This window comes from Embleya sp. NPDC001921 (genome assembly GCF_053594475.1).
Window position 1 is genome coordinate 1 of the sequence record NZ_JBSFEO010000059.1, and the last position, 17,304, is coordinate 17,304.

The window sequence follows — 17,304 nt, forward strand, 5'->3', positions numbered from 1 at the left end:
AGGGCGTCTGCGCGTGAGCAACGAGAAGGGCACTCGTGTCGAGTTCGGTCCGCCAGACCAGACTGTCCGCCGCGTCGGCGTACGAGTCCGCACCGGCCCCGCCCGCTCACGGCCTCGGCGGTGCCGCCGGGTCCAGGCCGCCCATCCACTTGGGCGTCGGGGCCCGCCACGCCTTCGCCTGGCCCAGCAGGTCCGCGCTGTCCCGCGCGACCAGCAGGGTCGAGCGCAGCTCCGGCTTGAGGAAGCCGTTCGCGGTCATCGTGTCCAGCGCGTCCAGCAGCGGGCGCCAGAAGCCGCCCACCTCCAGCAGCGCGACCGGCTTGGTGTGGATCGCCAGGTGTTGCCAGGTCCACACCTCGAACAGTTCCTCCAGCGTGCCCGCGCCGCCGGGCAGCGCGACGAAGGCGTCCGCCCGGTCCGCCATCGCCGCCTTGCGCTCGTGCATGGTCTCGGTGATCAGCAGCTCGGTCAGGTTCCGGTGCGCGATCTCGCGCTCCACCAGCGAGCGCGGCATCACCCCGATCACCTCGCCGCCCGCCGCCAGGCACGCGTCCGCGACCGCGCCCATCAAGCCCACGTGCCCGCCGCCGAAGACGATCCCGACGCCGGCCTCGGCGAGCCCGCGACCGAGTTCGACCGCCGCCTCCCGGAACCGGGGCGAGGTTCCCGACGCCGATCCCGCGAAAACCGCTACCCGCATGCCAGGCTCCCTGCGTTGCAGACCACCGAAGTGGTGTGTACCGAAATGGTTCGGTACGCAGTCTGCCAACCCGACCCCGACACGCCGAGCCGAAATCCCGACTCGAATCCGGGCCCGAGCCCGAGCCGCGGGCGCCGAGCGCCGACCCCGGACCCGGGCGGCGGACCGCACGCGCGAGCGTGTTCCGCGAGGTCGCCGAGTCGGTGCCGAATCGATGGCGAATCGAGTCGATGAATCGCCTCACCCGCGATATGGCGTCAGCACAGTCCCGGCATAGGCGGGCAAATTCGGCCAACATCGGTGGTGGTCACGCAACCCGACGTTGACGGGAAGACCCCCCGCCACGGCAGAATGCCCGCGTGCCCGCCACCGAGCGCCCTGCCTCGGACATCCCGTTCGAGCGGCTGTTTCCCGATCTCGACGACCATGGCCGTGAACGCCTGGTCGCCGCCGCTCAAGCGCTCGATCTGCGCCGCTCCCTCGACGATCCCGCGCGCTGGTTCTGGAACGAACCGGACCCGCTGAGTCCCGAGCCCGAGCCCGAGCCGTCCCCGCACATCCTGGGCACCGCGCTGCTGCTGTACGAGGCCGACGGCGACTGGCTGGAACTGGGTCTGGACGTGTGGCAACTGGACGGCCCGTTCGTCAGCGTCACCGCCACCGTCGAGGTCGCGTGCTGGTGCGACACCGATCACAACATGCACGCGGTGCAGCGCGCCGAGTGGCCGGCGTCCACCGCCCAGGCGTTCCTGGAGGCGTTCCACACCGCCGCGCTCTCGGTGATCCGCAGGATCGAGGGCCCGCGCGACCCGCGCGACCTGCGCGCCCGTGCGGGGCTGCCCAACCCGCCCGAGCCACCCCCCGAGGATGACCCGTCCGGCCCCCCGCCGGATCCCTCGTCCGGCCCCGTGGTCTGAGCGGGCGTTTCATCCGAACGAAGGATTTTTTCGCGCCGCACCGGTGATTCCACGGTGGACATTGCGCCATGGCACGCCATACATCGGACAATCCGGCGCCCTACCTCAGTGCCCACCTGCACCACATCGGCCCCGATCTGAAAAACTAAGCCGTCATGACACATGCTCTGGACGGCCGCATACCCCTCGGGGAGCCCACGTCGGACGCGGGCGGCACCGCTCGCCGCACCCGACGGCGGCACCTGCGCGGGGTCCTGATCGCCGTCGCCGAGCATCCCTACGTGATCACCCTGGCCCTGGTCGGCCTGCTGACCGTGCTGGGCATCAACGGCGCCGACTGGCCCGCGCAGATCTTCCGCGCCTGGCTGGTGCGCGACCACGGCGCCGTGCTGTGGAACAACCAGTGGTACGGCGGGCACCTGCTGCCCGGCTACAGCGTGATCACCCCGATCCTGGCCGGCGGGATCGGCACCCGCCTGCTCACCGCGATCTCCTGCGTCACCGCGGCGTGGGCGTTCTCCCGGCTGCGCCTGGGCCGCGGCGACCTGGCCCGGCGGGTGGGCAGTTGTTGGTTCGCGGTGATCGTCAGCATCGAGTACCTGATCGGGCGGACCCCGTTCGTGCTCGGCGTCGCCGCCGGACTGATGGCGATCCTGGCCGCCCGCTCCGGGCATCGCGCCTGGGCGGCGGTCGCGGCCGGGTTCTGCGGCCTGGCCAGTCCGCTGGCCGCCGCGTTCCTGCTGATGATCGCGCTCGCCTGGGTGCCCGCCGAGCGGGTGTGGGCGACCCGGTTCAGCCTCGCCCCGGCCGTGATCGGCCTGGTGATGTCCCTGATCTTCCCCGGCGGCGGCGACTTCTCCTTCCCGCTGTGGCGGTTCGCCGCGATCCTGGGCTTCGCCGGTGTGGGTCTGGCCCTGGTCCCGCGCACCGAGGTCAGCGCGCGCCGCTTCCTGTGGTTGTACGCGCTGTCCTCCACCGTGCTGTTCATGATCCCCAGCGCGGTCGGCGGCAACGCGGCTCGGCTCGGCGAGTTGTGCGCCGGACCGCTGATGGCCGTGGTGCTGCTCTCGCTCGGCCGCCGGCGCCTGGTGGTGCTGCTCGCCATCCCGCTGCTGGCCTGGCAGTTCTCCTCGGCCGGCAAGGCGGTGGCGTTCAACAACCAGGACAGCACCGGCAAGAGGGCCGGCTACTACACCGGCATGCTCGACTTCCTGGAGCGCGCCAACCTCCCGGTGGGCCGGATCGAGATCCCGTTCACGCGCGGCCACTGGGAGACGGTCTACGTCGCCGAGCACATGCCGCTCGCCCGCGGCTGGGAGCGCCAACTCGACCGCGCGCACAACGCGGTGCTGTACGGCCCCACCCTGGACGAGGGTCAGTACCACGCGTGGGTGCGCGAGACCGGCGTGCGCTTCATCGCGATGCCCGACGTGCCGCTGGACCCCTCCGCCAAGCGCGAGGCGGAGATCCTGCGCGCCGGCGCCGACTGGCTGGTGCCGGTGTGGTCCGACCCGCACTGGGTGATCTGGGAGGTCGCCGACCCGGTTCCGCTGCTGGACGGCCCCGGTCAGCTCGTGGACATCTCGCCCAGTGGCTTCACCCTGCTCGCCCAGCAGGCGGGCACCTTCACCGTGCGCATCCACCGCACGAGCTGGTTCGTCGCGGACAAGCCCAACACGAGCATCGGCGAGACCGAGGACGGCTGGACCGAGATCACCGTCACCGAGCCCGGCGAGGTCACCATCAAGGCGAAGGCGTCGGCCGTGCTCCCGTGACCGGGCCGGTAGGGTGATTCGGGTTCATGCCCTGGTGGAAAGGTAAGCAAACCGATGGCCGAGCACCACGACCACTCCAGCCACGATCACCACGATCACGAAGAAGGCCGGATCTTTGTGATGGGCCGCCCGGTGGACGCGTACCCCGCCATGGCGCCCGAGGCCGCCCGCGGCAAGGTCCTGCGCGTCACCGTGGTCGGCGAGGACGTCCTGCACCGACCCTGCGCCGAGATCACCGAGTTCGGCACGAAAGAGCTCGAAACGCTGATCGACGACATGTTCCTGACCATGTACGTCGCCGACGGCGTGGGCCTGGCCGCGAACCAGGTCGACGTCGGCATCCGGCTGTTCGTGTACGACTGCGTGGACGAGGACGGCCACCGGCACGTCGGCCACCTGATCAACCCGGTCCTGGACGAACTGCCCGCGACCGAGCGGCACCTGGAGGAGGCGGGCGAGGGCTGCCTGTCCGTCCCCGGCCCGCACGAGGACCTGGCCCGCCCCGACCGCGCGATCGCGCGCGGGGTGGACAAGGACGGCAACCCGCTGGTGATCGAGGGCGAGGGCTACTTCGCTCGTTGCCTCCAGCACGAGACCGACCACCTCAACGGCTACCTGTACATCGACCGCCTCTCCAAGCGCGAGCGCAAGAACGTGCTCAAGGAGATGGAGTCGATGCGCGACGAGGTCTTCGCCAAGCGCGACGCCAAGGCCAAGCAGCTCGCCGGCTGACCCACGGCGTCCGGCCGGCCCTTCGCGGGCGACCGCGACGGCCACCGCACGACGAACGCCGACAGGGGGCGGGAAACCGGTGACACCGGTTTCCCGCCCCCTTTCAGGCGTTCACGCCACCGACTTCGAGGTCAGCTGCAGCCGCTGGTCGAGCCGCAGCCCTCGCACACGTAGCAGCTACCGGCCGGGCGCATCTTGATCCCGCAGGAGAAGCACAGCGGGGCGTCCGCGCTGCGGCCCTGGCGGGCCTCCAGCAGTTCGGTCGAGGAGTGCACCGCGGCCGGGACCGGCTTGAGGTCCGGGGCCTTGAGCGCGGCGTCCACCGGCGCGGACTGCGCGAGGGTGCGCATGTCCTCGGCGGCGGCCGGCTCGTCCGGCTCGTAGGAGCCGGTCTCCAGGTGTCGGGTGCGCTCCGCGGCGGAGTGGATGCCCAGCGCCGAGCGGGTCTCGAACGGCAGGTGGTCCAGCGCCAGCCGGCGGAAGATGTAGTCGACGATCGACTGCGCCATCCGCACGTCCGGGTCGTCGGTCAGCCCGGCCGGCTCGAAGCGCATGTTGGTGAACTTGGAGACGTAGGTCTCCAGCGGCACGCCGTACTGCAGGCCGACCGAGACCGCGATCGAGAAGGCGTCCATCATGCCCGCCAGGGTCGAGCCCTGCTTGGACATCTTCAGGAAGACCTCGCCGAGGCCGTCGTCCGGGTAGGAGTTGGCGGTCATGTAGCCCTCGGCGCCGCCCACCGAGAAGGACGTGGTGATGCCGGGCCGGCCCTTGGGCAGGCGCTTGCGCACCGGGCGGTACTCGACGACCTTCTCCACCACGGTGGTCGCGGTCGCCTTGCCGTCGTCCGCCTTGCCCTTGTTCTCGCCCTTGCCGGCCGAGAGCGGCTGGCCGACCTTGCAGTTGTCGCGGTAGATCGCCAGCGCCTTGATGCCGAGCTTCCAGCCCTGGAAGTAGATCTCCTCGATCTCCTCGACGGTGGCGTCCTCGGACATGTTGACCGTCTTGGAGATCGCGCCGGAGATCCACGGCTGGATCGCCGCCATCATCCGCACGTGACCCATCGGCGAGATGGTGCGCTCACCCATCGCGCAGTCGAACACCTCGTAGTGCTCGAGCTTGAGGCCGGGCGCGTCCACGACGTGGCCGTGCTCGGCGATGTGCTCGATGATCGCCTCGACCTGCTCGGGCTGGTAGCCCAGCCGGCCCAGCGCCCGGGCGACCGTGCCGTTGACGATCTGCATCGAGCCGCCGCCGACCAGCTTCTTGAACTTCACCAGCGCCAGGTCGGGCTCGACACCGGTGGTGTCGCAGTCCATCATCAGGCCGATCGTGCCGGTCGGGGCCAGCACCGAGGCCTGCGCGTTGCGGAAGCCGTTCTTGTCGCCGAGCTTGGCGACGTCCTTCCACGCCTTGGTCGCCAGGTCCCACACGGGGGTGTCCAGGTCGTCCATGCGCTTGCCGGCGTCGTTGGCCTCGGCGTGCTGGCGCATGACGCGCTTGTGCGGCTCGGCGTTGCGGGCGTAGCCGTCGTACGGACCGACGATGCCCGCGAGTTCGGCGGAGCGCTTGTACGCGGTGCCGGTCATCAGCGAGGAGATCGCGCCGGCCAGCGCGCGGCCGCCGTCGCTGTCGTACGCGTGCCCGGTCGCCATCAGCAGCGCGCCCAGGTTGGCGTAGCCGATGCCCAACTGGCGGAAGGCGCGGGTGGTCTCGCCGATCTTCTCGGTCGGGAAGTCGGCGAAGCAGATCGAGATGTCCATCGCGGTGATGACCAGCTCGACGACCTTGGCGAAGGTGACCGCGTCGAAGGTGTCGTCCTCGCGCAGGAACTTCATCAGGTTCAGCGACGCGAGGTTGCAGGACGAGTTGTCCAGGTGCATGTACTCCGAGCACGGGTTGGACGCGGTGATCCGGCCCGACTCCGGGCACGTGTGCCACTTGTTGATCTCGTCGTCGTACTGGATGCCCGGGTCGGCGCAGGCCCACGCGGCCTCGGCCATCTTGCGGAACAGCGCCTTGGCGTCGACCGTCTCCAGCACGTCGCCGGTGAGCCGGGCGCGCAGGCCGAACTCCCCACCCCGCTCGACCGCGTTCATGAACTCGTCCGAGACGCGGACCGAGTTGTTCGCGTTCTGGTACTGCACCGACGCGATGTCGGCGCCACCGAGGTCCATGTCGAAGCCCGCGTCGCGCAGCGCGCGGATCTTCTCCTCCTCCTTGACCTTGGTGTCGATGAAGTCCTCGATGTCGGGGTGGTCGACGTCGAGCACGACCATCTTGGCCGCGCGGCGGGTGGCGCCGCCCGACTTGATCGTCCCGGCCGAGGCGTCCGCGCCGCGCATGAAGGAGACCGGACCCGAGGCGTTGCCGCCGGAGGTGAGCAGTTCCTTGCTGGAGCGGATCCGGGAGAGGTTCAGGCCGGCGCCCGAGCCGCCCTTGAAGATCAGGCCCTCTTCCTTGTACCAGTCCAGGATCGAGTCCATCGAGTCGTCGACCGCCAGGATGAAGCACGCGCTGACCTGCTGCTTCTGCGCGGTGCCGACGTTGAACCAGACCGGCGAGTTGAAGCTGAAGATCTGGTGCAGGAGCGCGTACGCCAACTCGTGCTCGAAGATCTCCGCGTCGGCGGGGCCGGCGAAGTAGCCGTTCTCCTCACCGGACTTGCGGTAGGTCTTGACGACCCGGTCGATGAGCTGCTTCAGGCTCCACTCGCGCTGCGGCGTGCCCACCGCACCGCGGAAGTACTTGCTCGTGACGATGTTGACCGCGTTCACCGACCAGGAGTCGGGGAACTCGACGCCGCGCTGCTCGAAGTTGATCGAGCCGTCGCGCCAGTTGGTCATGACGACGTCACGACGCTCCCAGACCACCTCGTCGTACGGGTGGACGCCGGGGGTCGTGTACACGCGCTCGATCCGCAGGCCCTTGCCGGGTCGTGACCGGCCGGAACCGCGTGCTGAGCCGCTCGTCGTCTCTGTCATGCCGTCTCCTCTTTTGAACAACGCCGTGGGCAGGCCGAAACGTCCCGGGGGATGTCCCGCCGACCGGTCGGGTGGTCCGTCGTTCGTGTGCTACCGAAATTGATTTCTGGTGATCCGCGGTCAGTCCGAGGCGGGACTGTCCGCCGCGTCCACGGGCACCGCGGGCTCCGCGCGACCGGCGCGCAGCAGCGCGACCTCGGCCTCGAAGTCCTCCAGGGACTCGAAGGCGCGATACACGGACGCGAACCGCAGGTAGGCGACCTCGTCGAGCTCGCGCAGCGGGCCCAATATGGTCAGGCCCACGTCGTGGGTGGTCAACTCGGCGCAGCCGGTGGCTCGTACCGCCTCCTCGACCCGCTGGCCGAGCAGGGCCAGCGCGTCGCCGGTGACCGGGCGGCCCTGGCACGCCTTGCGCACCCCGGCGATGACCTTGTCCCGGCTGAAGGGTTCGGTGACGCCGCTGCGCTTGATCACCGTGAGCGAGGCGGTCTCGATCGTGGTGAAGCGCCGTCCGCAGTCGGGACACGAGCGGCGACGCCTGATCGCGGCGCCGTCGTCGGTGGTCCGGCTGTCCACGACGCGGCTGTCCGCTCGCCGACAGAAGGGGCAGTGCATGCGGTTCCCTCTCCCCCTCGTTGTGACGCAGGTCGTCCGTGTTGCTCGTGCGCGCCGCGGGCGGTATGGCCAAGCGTGCCCGGGTTGTTGCCGCGCCCTCGCCCCGGGGTCTCCGCGTGGGGCCCGTCCGGTGCGCTCCGGGAATATGGTATATACGGCAACCACAACTTGTGGGTTCCTTCAGCGACCTCGACCACAAGATGTAGTGGCTACGGTAGACCGCGACCCCGAGCGCTGCAAGCCGACTCGCAGACACTCGGAGAGCCCGCGGTGACCTCTCGTCATCCCCGCAGGTCACCGCCCGGCATCCGGCGAAAATTAACTCGGCCGGCCGCGTGTCGTGGCACACGAGCCGCGGAAGCCACATATCGGGCAGTCGAAACGAGCGTTTTCCCCGAACCAAATTCGAATGTATGTACGATTACTACAGCGGGAACCGAATGATCGCCACCGGATTGGCCTAAATTCACTCGAACGTGTGTTTGGCGCAACCTTTCGAACCCGACTACCGTTCTCCACGTGCGAGCAATCCGTCGAAAGGGCCAGCCGTGACCGGAGAAGCCACCGGAGCCATCCACCCCGGAATCCGCACCGAAAGTCTCCCCGCGAAACACCCGCACAGCTCCACCGTGCCGCCACCGGCGCCCGCCCCGGGCACCGAGAACGGGCAGGTCCAGGGTGGTTCGACGCGGCGTCCGGCGGGGGGGCTCACGCCGCGCCAGACCCGTGTCCTGGAAGTGATCCGCACCTCCGTGGAGACACGCGGATATCCGCCCAGCATGCGCGAGATCGGCGAGGCGGTCGGCCTGTCGAGCACTTCTTCCGTCGCGCATCAACTGATGGCCCTGGAACGCAAGGGCTATTTGCGCCGTGATCCGCACCGCCCGCGCGCCTATGAGGTGCGCTCGCCGGACGGCGGTCGCCCGCTCGCGCCGGCCGGGCCGCACGCCGAACGCGGTGCGCAGGCCGCGTCCTACGTGCCGGTGGTCGGCCGGATCGCGGCCGGTGGCCCGATCCTGGCCGAGCAGTCGATCGAGGACGTGTTCGCGCTGCCGCGCCAGCTCGTCGGCGACGGCGACGTGTTCCTGCTCAAGGTGAGCGGCGACTCGATGATCGAGGCCGCGATCATGGACGGCGACTACGTCGCGGTGCGCCGCCAGCCGGTCGCCGAGAACGGCGACATCGTCGCCGCGATGATCGACGGCGAGGCCACCGTCAAGCGTCTGCGGCACCGGGACGGGCACCGCTGGCTGATGCCGCACAACCCCGCCTACGAGCCCATCCCGGGAGACGAGGCGACCATCCTGGGCCGCGTGGTGGCCGTCATGCGACGGGTCTGAGATGACCGGGGACATCGACATACCGGCAGCGGGCGGTCGTGCGGCGAGAGTTCGCCGTACGACCGCCCGTCTCGCGTTCGCGACACGGTGACGCTTCAGGCGCTGTCGTCCTTGTCGATCGCGGCCAGCGAGCGGCGCACCTGATTGCGGTCCTCCGTGTACCACAGCGGCGGCATCGAGGCCCGGAAGAACCCGCCGTAGCGGGCGGTGGCCAGCCGCGGATCGAGCACCGCCACCACCCCCCGGTCGTCCATCGCCCGGATCAGCCGGCCGGCGCCCTGCGCCATCAGCAGCGCGGCGTGTGTGGCCGACACCGCCATGAAGCCGTTGCCGCCGTTCTCCTGCACCGACTGCGCCCGCGCGCTCATCAGCGGGTCGTCCGGACGCGGGAACGGGATCCGGTCCATGATCACGAGCTGGCAGGACGGCCCGGGCACGTCCACGCCCTGCCACAACGACAGCGTGCCGAACAGGCACGTGCGCGGCTCGGCCGCGAACCGCCGCAACAGCTCCGCCAGCGAGTCGTCGCCCTGGCACAGGATCGGCATCTCGAGCCGCTCGCGCAGCGCCTCGGTGGCCGCCTCCGCGCCGCGCCGCGAGGAGAACAGACCCAGCGCCCGCCCGCCGGCCGCCTCGATCAGCTCGGCGAGTTCCTCCAGGGTGTCCGCGCTCATCCCGTCCCGGCCCGGCGGCGGCAGATGCCGCGCGACGTACAGGATGCCCTGCCTGGGGTAGTCGAACGGCGAGCCCACGTCCAGGCAGCGCCACGCCGCCAGGTCCGCGTCGGCGTCCGGATCCGCGTCCTCGTCCGGCTCCTCGCCCTCCCCCGGATGCACGGCGACCTCGGTGGGCACCGGCGCCGGCTCGTCGGTGAGCAGCCCCTCGGCGGTCAGCCCCAGACTGCTCGCCACGCCGCGGAAGTCGCCGCCGAGCTTGAGCGTGGCCGAGGTGAGCACCACGGTGCGGTCGCCGAACAGCGCCTCGCGCAGCAGCCCGGCCACCGCGATCGGCGCCACCCGCAGCGACGCGCCGGTGCGCTCGTTGCGCTCCAGCCAGATCACGTCGTGCGGCGAGCCCTTGAGGATGCGCTCGCAGGTGTCGTGGACGTGCTCGACGCCGGCCAGTGCCTGCCGCCGGGCCGCGTCCTCGTTGCTCAGCGACTTGTCCCGGACCTCGCCGAGCGAGGTGATCACGCCCCGGCTCGCGTCGCGCAGCGCGGACACCGTCCAGCCCAGGTCCGGGTCCACCTCGCGCAGTCGGCCGGGCTCGCGCCCCTCCATGGTCTTCTTGAACGCCTCCGACGCGGCGTCCAGGTTGTCCACCGCGCCCTCGTTGGCCAGCTTGCCCGCGCGGCGCGCGGCGCGGTCCACCGCGCTCAGGCTCAGCTCGGCGGTGGCCACCCCGGTGGCCCGGCCGGCGAACTCGTGCGCCTCGTCCACGATCAACAGCTCGTGCTCGGGCAGCACCGGCGCGTCCTCCAACGCGTCGATGGCGAGCAGCGCGTGGTTGGTGACCACGATGTCGGCCTGCTTGGCCCGCTCCCGCGCGGCCTCGGCGAAGCAGTCGTCGCCGTACGGGCAGCGCGAGGCGCCCAGACACTCGCGCGAGGACACCGACACCTGGGTCCAGGCCCGGTCGTTGACCCCCGGGCTCAGGTCGTCGCGATCACCGGTCTCGGTATCGTCCGCCCACTCGCGCAGCCGGACCACGTCCTGGCCCAGCCTGCTCGTGGGCGCCGGGTCGAAGAGCACCTCGCCCTCGTCCGGCGGGCCGTCGTGCAGCCGGTGCAGGCACAGGTAGTTGCCGCGGCCCTTGAGCGTGGCGAAGGACGGCGAGCGGCGCAACATCGGCCGCAGCGCCTCGACCGTGCGCGGCAGGTCGCGCTCGACCAGTTGGCGCTGGAGCGCGAGCGTCGCGGTGGCGACCACGACCTTGCGCCGCGCGGCGAGCGCGGGCACCAGGTAGGCCAGGGACTTGCCGGTGCCGGTACCCGCCTGGACCAGGAGGTGTTCGGCACGGGCCACCGCGCCGGAGACGGCCTCGGCCATGGACACTTGTCCGGGCCGCTCCGCTCCGCCGACGGCGGCAACGGCGGCGTGCAGGAGTTCGGTCAGCTCGGGACGGTCGGAGTCGCTCATCGGGCGACAAGCCTAGATGCTCCGACCGACACCGCCGACCGCGCGGCCCGCTTCGTCCGGCTTCTCCCGCGAGGTCGCGTCCGGGCGCCGGGCCCGGCTCCGAGCCCGGAGTCGGCCCGGGGTTCGGGCCCGGGTCAGCCGAGCTTGGCGAGCACGGCCTTGGACATGCCCTCCTGGCCGAGCGCGTTGGGATGCACCTGGGCGCCGGGCGACTCGGGCTTGATGCCCTCGATCCACTTGGTGCCGACCGGCCGGCACACGTCGTGGCCGGCCGAGCCGGTGTAGGTGTCCACGTACTCCGCGCCCTGCTTGGCCGTCTCCTTGGCGATCATGTCGTTCAGCGCGGGCACCACCTTGCGCAGGTAGGGCAGGTCGCCCTCGGCGACCGGCACCTGGGCCGGACACGAGGGACCGCTCTCCGGCAGGATCGTGGGATAGCCCACGACCAGGATCCGGGCCTTGGGCGAGCGCTCCTTGATCCCGGCGATGGTGGCGGCGATCTTCGGCGCGGTGTCCGCGATCCGCTTGGCCAACTCGTCGTTGCCGCCGCCGGCGTACTTGTCGGTGCACGGCTGGGTCGAGGTGGTGCTGCGGCTCTGGATCACGCACGTCGTGACGATCTCGGAGAAGCCGATGTCGTTGCCGCCGATGCCCAGGGTGACCAGCGCGGTGTCCGGGCGCAGCGCGTCGAACTGCGGCGGCGGCGAGCCCTGGGTCTGCTGGCCCGCCGTCATGTCCGGGGTCCTGGCGCCGCCGCAGGTGACGTCGACGAAGCCGGCGATGTTCTTCTGCTTGGCCACCAGGTGCGCGTAGTTGCTCTCCGAGCGGCTGCATCCGGGCGGCGCGGTGGGCACGATCACGGGTATCTTCACGCCCGCCGCGTACGAGTCGCCGAGCGCGACATAGGTGGCCCCGCTCGCGGCGGCCGGCAGCGCGCTCGGCGTGGTGCCCTTGTCCGCGGCGGGCACGCCGGCCTTCTTGTCGGCGGACGCCGCCTTGTCGTCGGAGTCGTCCGAGCAAGCGGACAGCGCGACGAGCGCCGTCAGCGCGGCCAGACCCGCGATCGCCCTGCGAGTTGTGCGCACGTGCGCTCCCCTCCGTCGTACCGGCTCCCGTTACCCGTCGGTAGGTCCCGGTCCGGTGAGACTAGGGTTTCCCGCGCGCGGTTTCCAGCGTCCGCCCGACACGAGGCGGTCCCGGTTTCAGTCCAGCTTGATCGTCTCGCGCCGCGGACCGGCCCCTGGACGCCGGGACACGGGCAGGTCCTCCAGCATGGTCAGGCACTCGCGCGCGGCGTCGATCTCGATGTCCTGGAAGGTCGCGGCGACCACGTCCACCCGTTCCCCGTCCGCCTCGATCACCACCCGTCCGTCCGGCCCGTACACGCCGCTGCGGCCGCACGCCGGGCCGAGCACGGTGTCGCCGATGTGGTTGGCGACCACGGTGTAGCAGGTGTTCTCCAGGGCCCGGGCGGCGAAGTACAGGTCGCGGCGGTGTTCGCCGTCTCCGCGCGTGTAGACCCCGGGACACAGATACGCGTCGCATCCGTCGTGCACGGCGGCGCGTGCGTGCTCGGGAAAGCTCACGTCGTAGGCGCTGCCCAGGCCCAGCCGCCAGCCGGCGATCTCGATCGTGCAGCCGTGGTCGCCCGGGAGGAACAGTTCGCGTTCGTCGTGCCACAGGTGCTGGCGGTCGTAGGCCACGTGCGCGTCGCCGTCGCGGCCGATCACCACGAGCGAGATGGTCCGTCCGCCCGCGCGGCGCACCGCGGCGCCGACCACCGCGACCGTGCGGGTCGCGTAGCAGGCGGCCTGGAGTTCGCCCAGCCGGGTGTCGCCGGGCACGATGTCGCACGGTTTGACGTCGGGCCGGAACAGGTCGAGGTCATACCCCGACAGGAACAGTTCCGGCAACACCACGACATCGGCTCCGGCCGAGGACGCGAAGCGCACGAGTTGCGCGGCCGTGGCGACATTCGCGGGGATGTCACCCGGCCGCGCCTGGGCCTGTGCGGCGGCGACCCTCAGCGGTTGCCTCGCGTTTTCGGCGACGTCGGTCACCCGCCGCATTCTGGCATCGTGATGGGGATCACACCATCGGCAAACCGGACAGGTTGTTCGCGACCCGGTCGCGGCGTGCCGCGTGCCTCACCCGCGCAGCGCGTTGGGCACGCTCCCGTGCGCGCCCACGTGCGGACGCGTGGGGCGGTCCCGGTAGCCGTCCAGAAGCAGCCGATTGCGGTTCAGGCACAGCCGCTCGATCCGCGGGGTGAGCAGGTCGAACAGCTCGTGCCGGTCCTTGAGTTCGGGGAACGCCGCCTGGTGGTCCAGGATCTCCTCGCGCACCAGCGCCCAGAAGCCCTCCTGCGGGACGCCCAGGTGCTGGGCCGCGAGATCGGCCAGGTAGCGGTGGTGGCCGACCAGCAGCGCGGCGTGGATGAACTGGCACAGGTAGTCCGGCCGTTCCCGAAGCAGCACCGCGGCGACCTCGGCGGGCAGTTCGGCCAATTCGGGCAGCGGCTGATCGCTGATGTTGACGTCGTCGACGAAGTCCTTGATCGCGAGCCGGACCGGCACGTCGTGCTCGTCGAAGACCACGATCGCGTTCTCGCCGTGCGGGGAGAACACCAGGCCGTACCTGTACAGGCAGTGCAGCAGCGGCGGGAGCAGCGCGTGGAAGAGCCGGCGCAGCCACACCCGGGGAGCCAGTTGCGAGCGTTCGATCAGTTCGGCGACGAACGGCCGGCCGACCGGGTCCACGTGCAGCAGCGACGCCAGTGTGCGGGCGCGTTCGCCCGGGTCCAGGCGCGGGGCCAGCGGTTCGCGCCAGATCGCGCCGAGCAGTTCGCGGTACTGGTAGGGCACGCCCGGCAGTTCCTCCAGGACCGGGTGGCGCACGGTGACCGACGCGGTCTCGCCGAGCATGATCACCCGGCACTCGTCGCGCAGGAACGGGTCCGCGTCGCGCAGCCCCAGCACCCAGTCGGTGACGGCGGGCGCGGCCAGCGTGCGTTCGCTGGGCAGGCCGCGCCACACCAGGGTGTTCAGCACCGACAGCGGCAGCTTGACGGTGCGCCGCGCGGGGCGGTCCAGGTTCACGAAGGTGCGCACCGACTGCTGCGCGAGGTGGTGGTCCTCCGCCTCGCCCAGCGCGATGATCGCACCGGCGGCGATCTGCGGCGCGTACAGCGTCGCGATCGTCTCGTCCCACTGCCACGGGTGCACCGGCAGCCAGTGGAAGTCGTCCGGGTCCAGGCCGCGCGCGGCCGGCACCCGACGAAAGCGCTCGATCGTCTCGGGGTCCAATTCCTCGGCGTACAGCCGCGCCCGGTCCAACCCGGGCACCGCGCGGAAGGCGGCCAGGTCCCGGTGCACCGCGATCCAGGGCAGCCGCAGCGGACGCCGCGCCTCGGGCGGGTAGCGGCGCGCGTCGCTCGCCGAGAAGCCGACCCGGCCCTTGTTCGGCACGATCCACGGATGGCCGGTCTGGTGGCCCTCCAACTCGGCGTAGCCCAGGTCGGCCAGCGTCGCCGCGCTCGCCGCACTCGCCGCGCTCGCCGCGTCGGCGGCCAGCGTCGCGGTCAACTCGCGCACCAGGTGGCCCGCGGTGTCCCCACTCAGCCCGATCACGGTGTGCGCGTCCAGCAGGAACTGGAGCATGTCCTCGGCCGGGTCGGCGCCGCCCTCCCACTCGCGCACCACCGAGGCGGAATCCACGTGCCAGGCGTCGTAGGCGCCGCGCCGGGCCCGGAAGCGGTAGCGCACGTCGCCGGAGACGTCCACGGTGTAGGTGTCGCCGTCGGCGACGGGGCCGAGCAGTTCCTCGTAGGCGAACTCGGCGAGCGACTTGGCGATCATGTCCCGGTTGACCCGGCGCCAGAGGTCCCGGTCGCCGGCGGCGGCGCCCGGTCGCGTGTCCGGGACCCGGGACGCGGGCTCAGGCGCGGCGGGTCGGGTGCCCTGGTGCGGCAGTTCGGCCTCGATGGGCCCCGCTGCCGGGTTCGACTGCGACATTGCGTACCTCTGCGGGGTCGGTCGCGCTCCGTCGGTGCGGCCGGCGCACGGGCTCGGTGTCGCCCGCGGCCAGGCCGAACGTGGTGAACGCGGTGCGGATCGGCAGTCGGTAGACCGCGCCACCGCACACGGAGTTGAGAATGGTCGCGGCCCGGTGCGCGCCCAGGCCCAGGTCGGGTGTGCCCACGCCGTGCGTGTGCAGTTCGGCGTTTTGCGCGTACAGCCCGCCGGTGACGTGCTCGGTGAACTCGACGCGGTGGTCCAGGTCGATCAACGGCCGGCCCGCGTCGTCGCGCGCGATCAGGTCCTTGAGCGGATCCAATATCGCCGGATGCCGCGGCGCGTACCCGGTCGCCAGCACGACCCGGTCGGTGCGCACCGTGAAGGCGCGGTCCTGTTCGCCGTGCCGGCAGCCCAGTTCCACCCCCTCGCTCGTGGTGCGCGCGGCGGTCACCGTGACGTCGGGCATCAACGTGGCGCGCACCCGCCCGCCCGCGATCCCGCGCTCGTAGAGCTCGTCGTGGATCGCGGCGATGGTGTCCGCGCTGATCGCCTTGTACAACTGCCACTGCTCGGGCACCAGGCGGTCGCGGACCGGCTCGGGCAGCGCGTGGAAGTAGCGCGTGTAGTCGGGCGTGAAGTGCTCCAGGCCGAGCTTGGAGTACTCCATCGGGGCGAACGCGGGCGAGCGGGTCAGCCAGGTCAGCCGCCGGCTCGGGCCCGCGCGCCGGCGCAGCAGGTCCAGGAAGACCTCGGCGCCGGACTGCCCCGAACCCAGCACCGTGACGTCCTGGGCATCGGTGAGGTCCGCGCGGTGCGCGAGGTAGTCGGCCGCGTGCAGCACGCTCTCGCCGAGCAGGCGCGCGAAGGGCTCGGGCACCACCGGCTCGGTTCCGATGCCCAGCGCCACGTGCCGGGCGTGCACGTGGTGCCGCTCACCGGTCGCGGTGTCGCGGAACTCGACCCGGTACAGGTCGCCTTCCCGGCTCACCGAGGCCACGTCGCTGCCGAACCGGCAGGCCGGCAGCGCCTCGGCGACCCACCGGCAGTAGTGGTCGTACTCGCGGCGGGGCACGTGCAGGCGTTCGGCGAAGTAGAACGGGAACAGCCGGTCGTGCGCGCGCAGATAGGCCAGGAAGGACCACGGGCTGGTCGGGTCGACCAGGGTGACCAGGTCGGCCAGGAACGGCACCTGGAGCGTGGTGCCGTCCAGCAGCAGCCCGGGATGCCAGCTGAACGCGGGGGCCCGGTCCAGGAACAGCGTGCGCAGCGGCTCGACCCGGTCGGCCAGCGCGGCGAGCGCGAGGTTGAACGGCCCGATGCCGACGCCGACCAGGTCGTACACCACCGCGCCGGGGTCGGGCACCCGGCGCGGGGCGGGCAGGCGTTCGCTCACCGTTCGGCACCCGATTCCCGCGCGGTGCGCGCGCGCGTCATCAACGCGGCGGTCTTGTCCGGGAGTTCGAAGTCGCCGGCGTGCCGGAAGCCGGCCCGGGCGAAGGCCGCCAGCGACACGTGGTTGCGCACGTCCGGTTCGGCGACCACGCGCGTCGTGTCGGGGGCGGCGCGCAGCACCAGTTCGGCGACCGCGCGCAGCAGCAGCGAGCCGATCCCGCACCCGCGCCGGGCCGCCGGGCCGACCAGCAGGTGGATCCCCACGTCGTGCGGGCGCGCGGGGTAGTGCCGGGCCAGGTCGTCCAGGTCGGCGCGGTACAGCTCCCAGTAGCTGATCGGCTCGTCGTCCAGGCAGCCCAGGTAGGCGTGGGTGTGGGTGCGCACGGCCTGGGTCGCCAGGTGTCGGCGCACCACCTCCTCGTCCCCCGCCAACTCCCACCAGGGAGCGACGGCGGGGTCGTTCATCCACACGTGCAGCAGCGCCAGGTCGCGCTTGGGGTGGATCTCGTGCAGCGAGAACCGACCCACCGGGAGCGGGACCGTTCCCCAGCGCGCCGCCTCGGCGAGCGGTCCGGTCACTCCCGCGCGCAGGTGCCGGGTGGTCAGGCGCAGGGTCTCCGCCTCGGCGAGCGCCGGCTGGTGGGTGGTGGGGGACGACAGGGATGACGGGCTCATACGGGGACGGAACCTCCTGG

General features: G+C 71.4%; 13 protein-coding genes. 4 read left to right on the forward strand and 9 right to left on the reverse strand.

The features are described from left to right. Nucleotides 1-106: 106 nt before the first annotated feature. Nucleotides 107-700 (reverse strand): LOG family protein, encoded by a 594-nt coding sequence (locus ACWCPW_RS44235; RefSeq protein ID WP_449767291.1) that lies wholly within the window; start codon nt 698-700, stop codon nt 107-109. 359 nt (nt 701-1,059) lie between these two features. Between ACWCPW_RS44235 and ACWCPW_RS44240 the strand changes: the two genes are divergently transcribed. The 3 genes from ACWCPW_RS44240 (at nt 1,060) to def (ending at nt 4,124) form a co-directional block, all read left to right on the forward strand. Next, nucleotides 1,060-1,617 carry a hypothetical protein gene (locus ACWCPW_RS44240; RefSeq protein ID WP_449767292.1) on the forward strand — a complete coding sequence of 186 codons (558 nt, stop codon included), beginning with the start codon at nt 1,060-1,062 and terminating at the stop codon, nt 1,615-1,617. A 155-nt stretch (nt 1,618-1,772) separates the two neighbouring features. Continuing rightward, the gene (locus ACWCPW_RS44245; RefSeq protein WP_449767293.1) at nt 1,773-3,392 is read left to right on the forward strand and encodes a hypothetical protein; all 1,620 of its coding nucleotides are present in this window, start codon (nt 1,773-1,775) and stop codon (nt 3,390-3,392) included. 54 nt (nt 3,393-3,446) lie between these two features. Continuing rightward, entirely contained in the window at nt 3,447-4,124 is a 678-nt protein-coding gene (gene def, locus ACWCPW_RS44250; protein ID WP_449767294.1) for a peptide deformylase, read from the forward strand. A 131-nt stretch (nt 4,125-4,255) separates the two neighbouring features. On the opposite strand, the gene ACWCPW_RS44255 is transcribed toward def, so the two are convergent. Beyond that, nucleotides 4,256-7,108, reverse strand: a complete 2,853-nt coding sequence (locus ACWCPW_RS44255; RefSeq protein WP_449767295.1) for a vitamin B12-dependent ribonucleotide reductase — start codon at nt 7,106-7,108, stop codon at nt 4,256-4,258. 120 nt (nt 7,109-7,228) lie between these two features. After that, a complete protein-coding gene (nrdR, locus tag ACWCPW_RS44260) occupies nt 7,229-7,723 on the reverse strand; it encodes a transcriptional regulator NrdR (protein WP_395869352.1) in 495 nt (164 codons plus the stop codon). Between the two features lie 629 nt (nt 7,724-8,352). Between nrdR and lexA the strand changes: the two genes are divergently transcribed. Next, a complete protein-coding gene (lexA, locus tag ACWCPW_RS44265; protein WP_402229620.1) occupies nt 8,353-9,063 on the forward strand; it encodes a transcriptional repressor LexA in 711 nt (236 codons plus the stop codon). A gap of 95 nt (nt 9,064-9,158) precedes the next feature. On the opposite strand, the gene ACWCPW_RS44270 is transcribed toward lexA, so the two are convergent. The 6 genes from ACWCPW_RS44270 to ACWCPW_RS44295 all read right to left on the reverse strand — a co-directional run bounded on the left by ACWCPW_RS44270 (nt 9,159) and on the right by ACWCPW_RS44295 (nt 17,284). Beyond that, entirely contained in the window at nt 9,159-11,201 is a 2,043-nt protein-coding gene (locus tag ACWCPW_RS44270) for an ATP-dependent DNA helicase (protein WP_449767296.1), read from the reverse strand. Nucleotides 11,202-11,335: 134 nt separating this feature from the next. Beyond that, on the reverse strand, nt 11,336-12,286 hold the full coding sequence (locus ACWCPW_RS44275; RefSeq protein ID WP_449767297.1) for an SGNH/GDSL hydrolase family protein: 951 nt from the start codon (nt 12,284-12,286) through the stop codon (nt 11,336-11,338). A 117-nt stretch (nt 12,287-12,403) separates the two neighbouring features. Next, nucleotides 12,404-13,261, reverse strand: a complete 858-nt coding sequence (locus ACWCPW_RS44280; protein ID WP_449767298.1) for a carbon-nitrogen hydrolase family protein — start codon at nt 13,259-13,261, stop codon at nt 12,404-12,406. 87 nt (nt 13,262-13,348) lie between these two features. Beyond that, on the reverse strand, nt 13,349-15,214 hold the full coding sequence (locus tag ACWCPW_RS44285; RefSeq protein WP_449767299.1) for an IucA/IucC family protein: 1,866 nt from the start codon (nt 15,212-15,214) through the stop codon (nt 13,349-13,351). Continuing rightward, nucleotides 15,138-16,610 carry a lysine N(6)-hydroxylase/L-ornithine N(5)-oxygenase family protein gene (locus tag ACWCPW_RS44290; protein ID WP_449767300.1) on the reverse strand — a complete coding sequence of 491 codons (1,473 nt, stop codon included), beginning with the start codon at nt 16,608-16,610 and terminating at the stop codon, nt 15,138-15,140. The genes ACWCPW_RS44285 and ACWCPW_RS44290 overlap by 77 nt, the downstream gene beginning before the upstream one ends. Further along, a complete protein-coding gene (locus tag ACWCPW_RS44295) occupies nt 16,607-17,284 on the reverse strand; it encodes a GNAT family N-acetyltransferase (protein ID WP_449767301.1) in 678 nt (225 codons plus the stop codon). The genes ACWCPW_RS44290 and ACWCPW_RS44295 overlap by 4 nt, the downstream gene beginning before the upstream one ends. Nucleotides 17,285-17,304 lie beyond the last annotated feature (20 nt).

Excerpts from the sequence above, each read along its gene's own strand:
- ACWCPW_RS44235 (WP_449767291.1), bottom strand. The coding sequence starts at position 700 with ATGCGGGTAGCGGTTTTCGCGGGATCGGCGTCGGGAACCTCGCCCCGG.
- ACWCPW_RS44245 (WP_449767293.1), top strand. The coding sequence starts at position 1,773 with ATGACACATGCTCTGGACGGCCGCATACCCCTCGGGGAGCCCACGTCG.
- def (WP_449767294.1), top strand. The coding sequence starts at position 3,447 with ATGGCCGAGCACCACGACCACTCCAGCCACGATCACCACGATCACGAA.
- ACWCPW_RS44255 (WP_449767295.1), bottom strand. The coding sequence starts at position 7,108 with ATGACAGAGACGACGAGCGGCTCAGCACGCGGTTCCGGCCGGTCACGA.
- nrdR (WP_395869352.1), bottom strand. The coding sequence starts at position 7,723 with ATGCACTGCCCCTTCTGTCGGCGAGCGGACAGCCGCGTCGTGGACAGC.
- ACWCPW_RS44270 (WP_449767296.1), bottom strand. The coding sequence starts at position 11,201 with ATGAGCGACTCCGACCGTCCCGAGCTGACCGAACTCCTGCACGCCGCC.
- ACWCPW_RS44285 (WP_449767299.1), bottom strand. The coding sequence starts at position 15,214 with ATGTCGCAGTCGAACCCGGCAGCGGGGCCCATCGAGGCCGAACTGCCG.
- ACWCPW_RS44295 (WP_449767301.1), bottom strand. The coding sequence starts at position 17,284 with ATGAGCCCGTCATCCCTGTCGTCCCCCACCACCCACCAGCCGGCGCTC.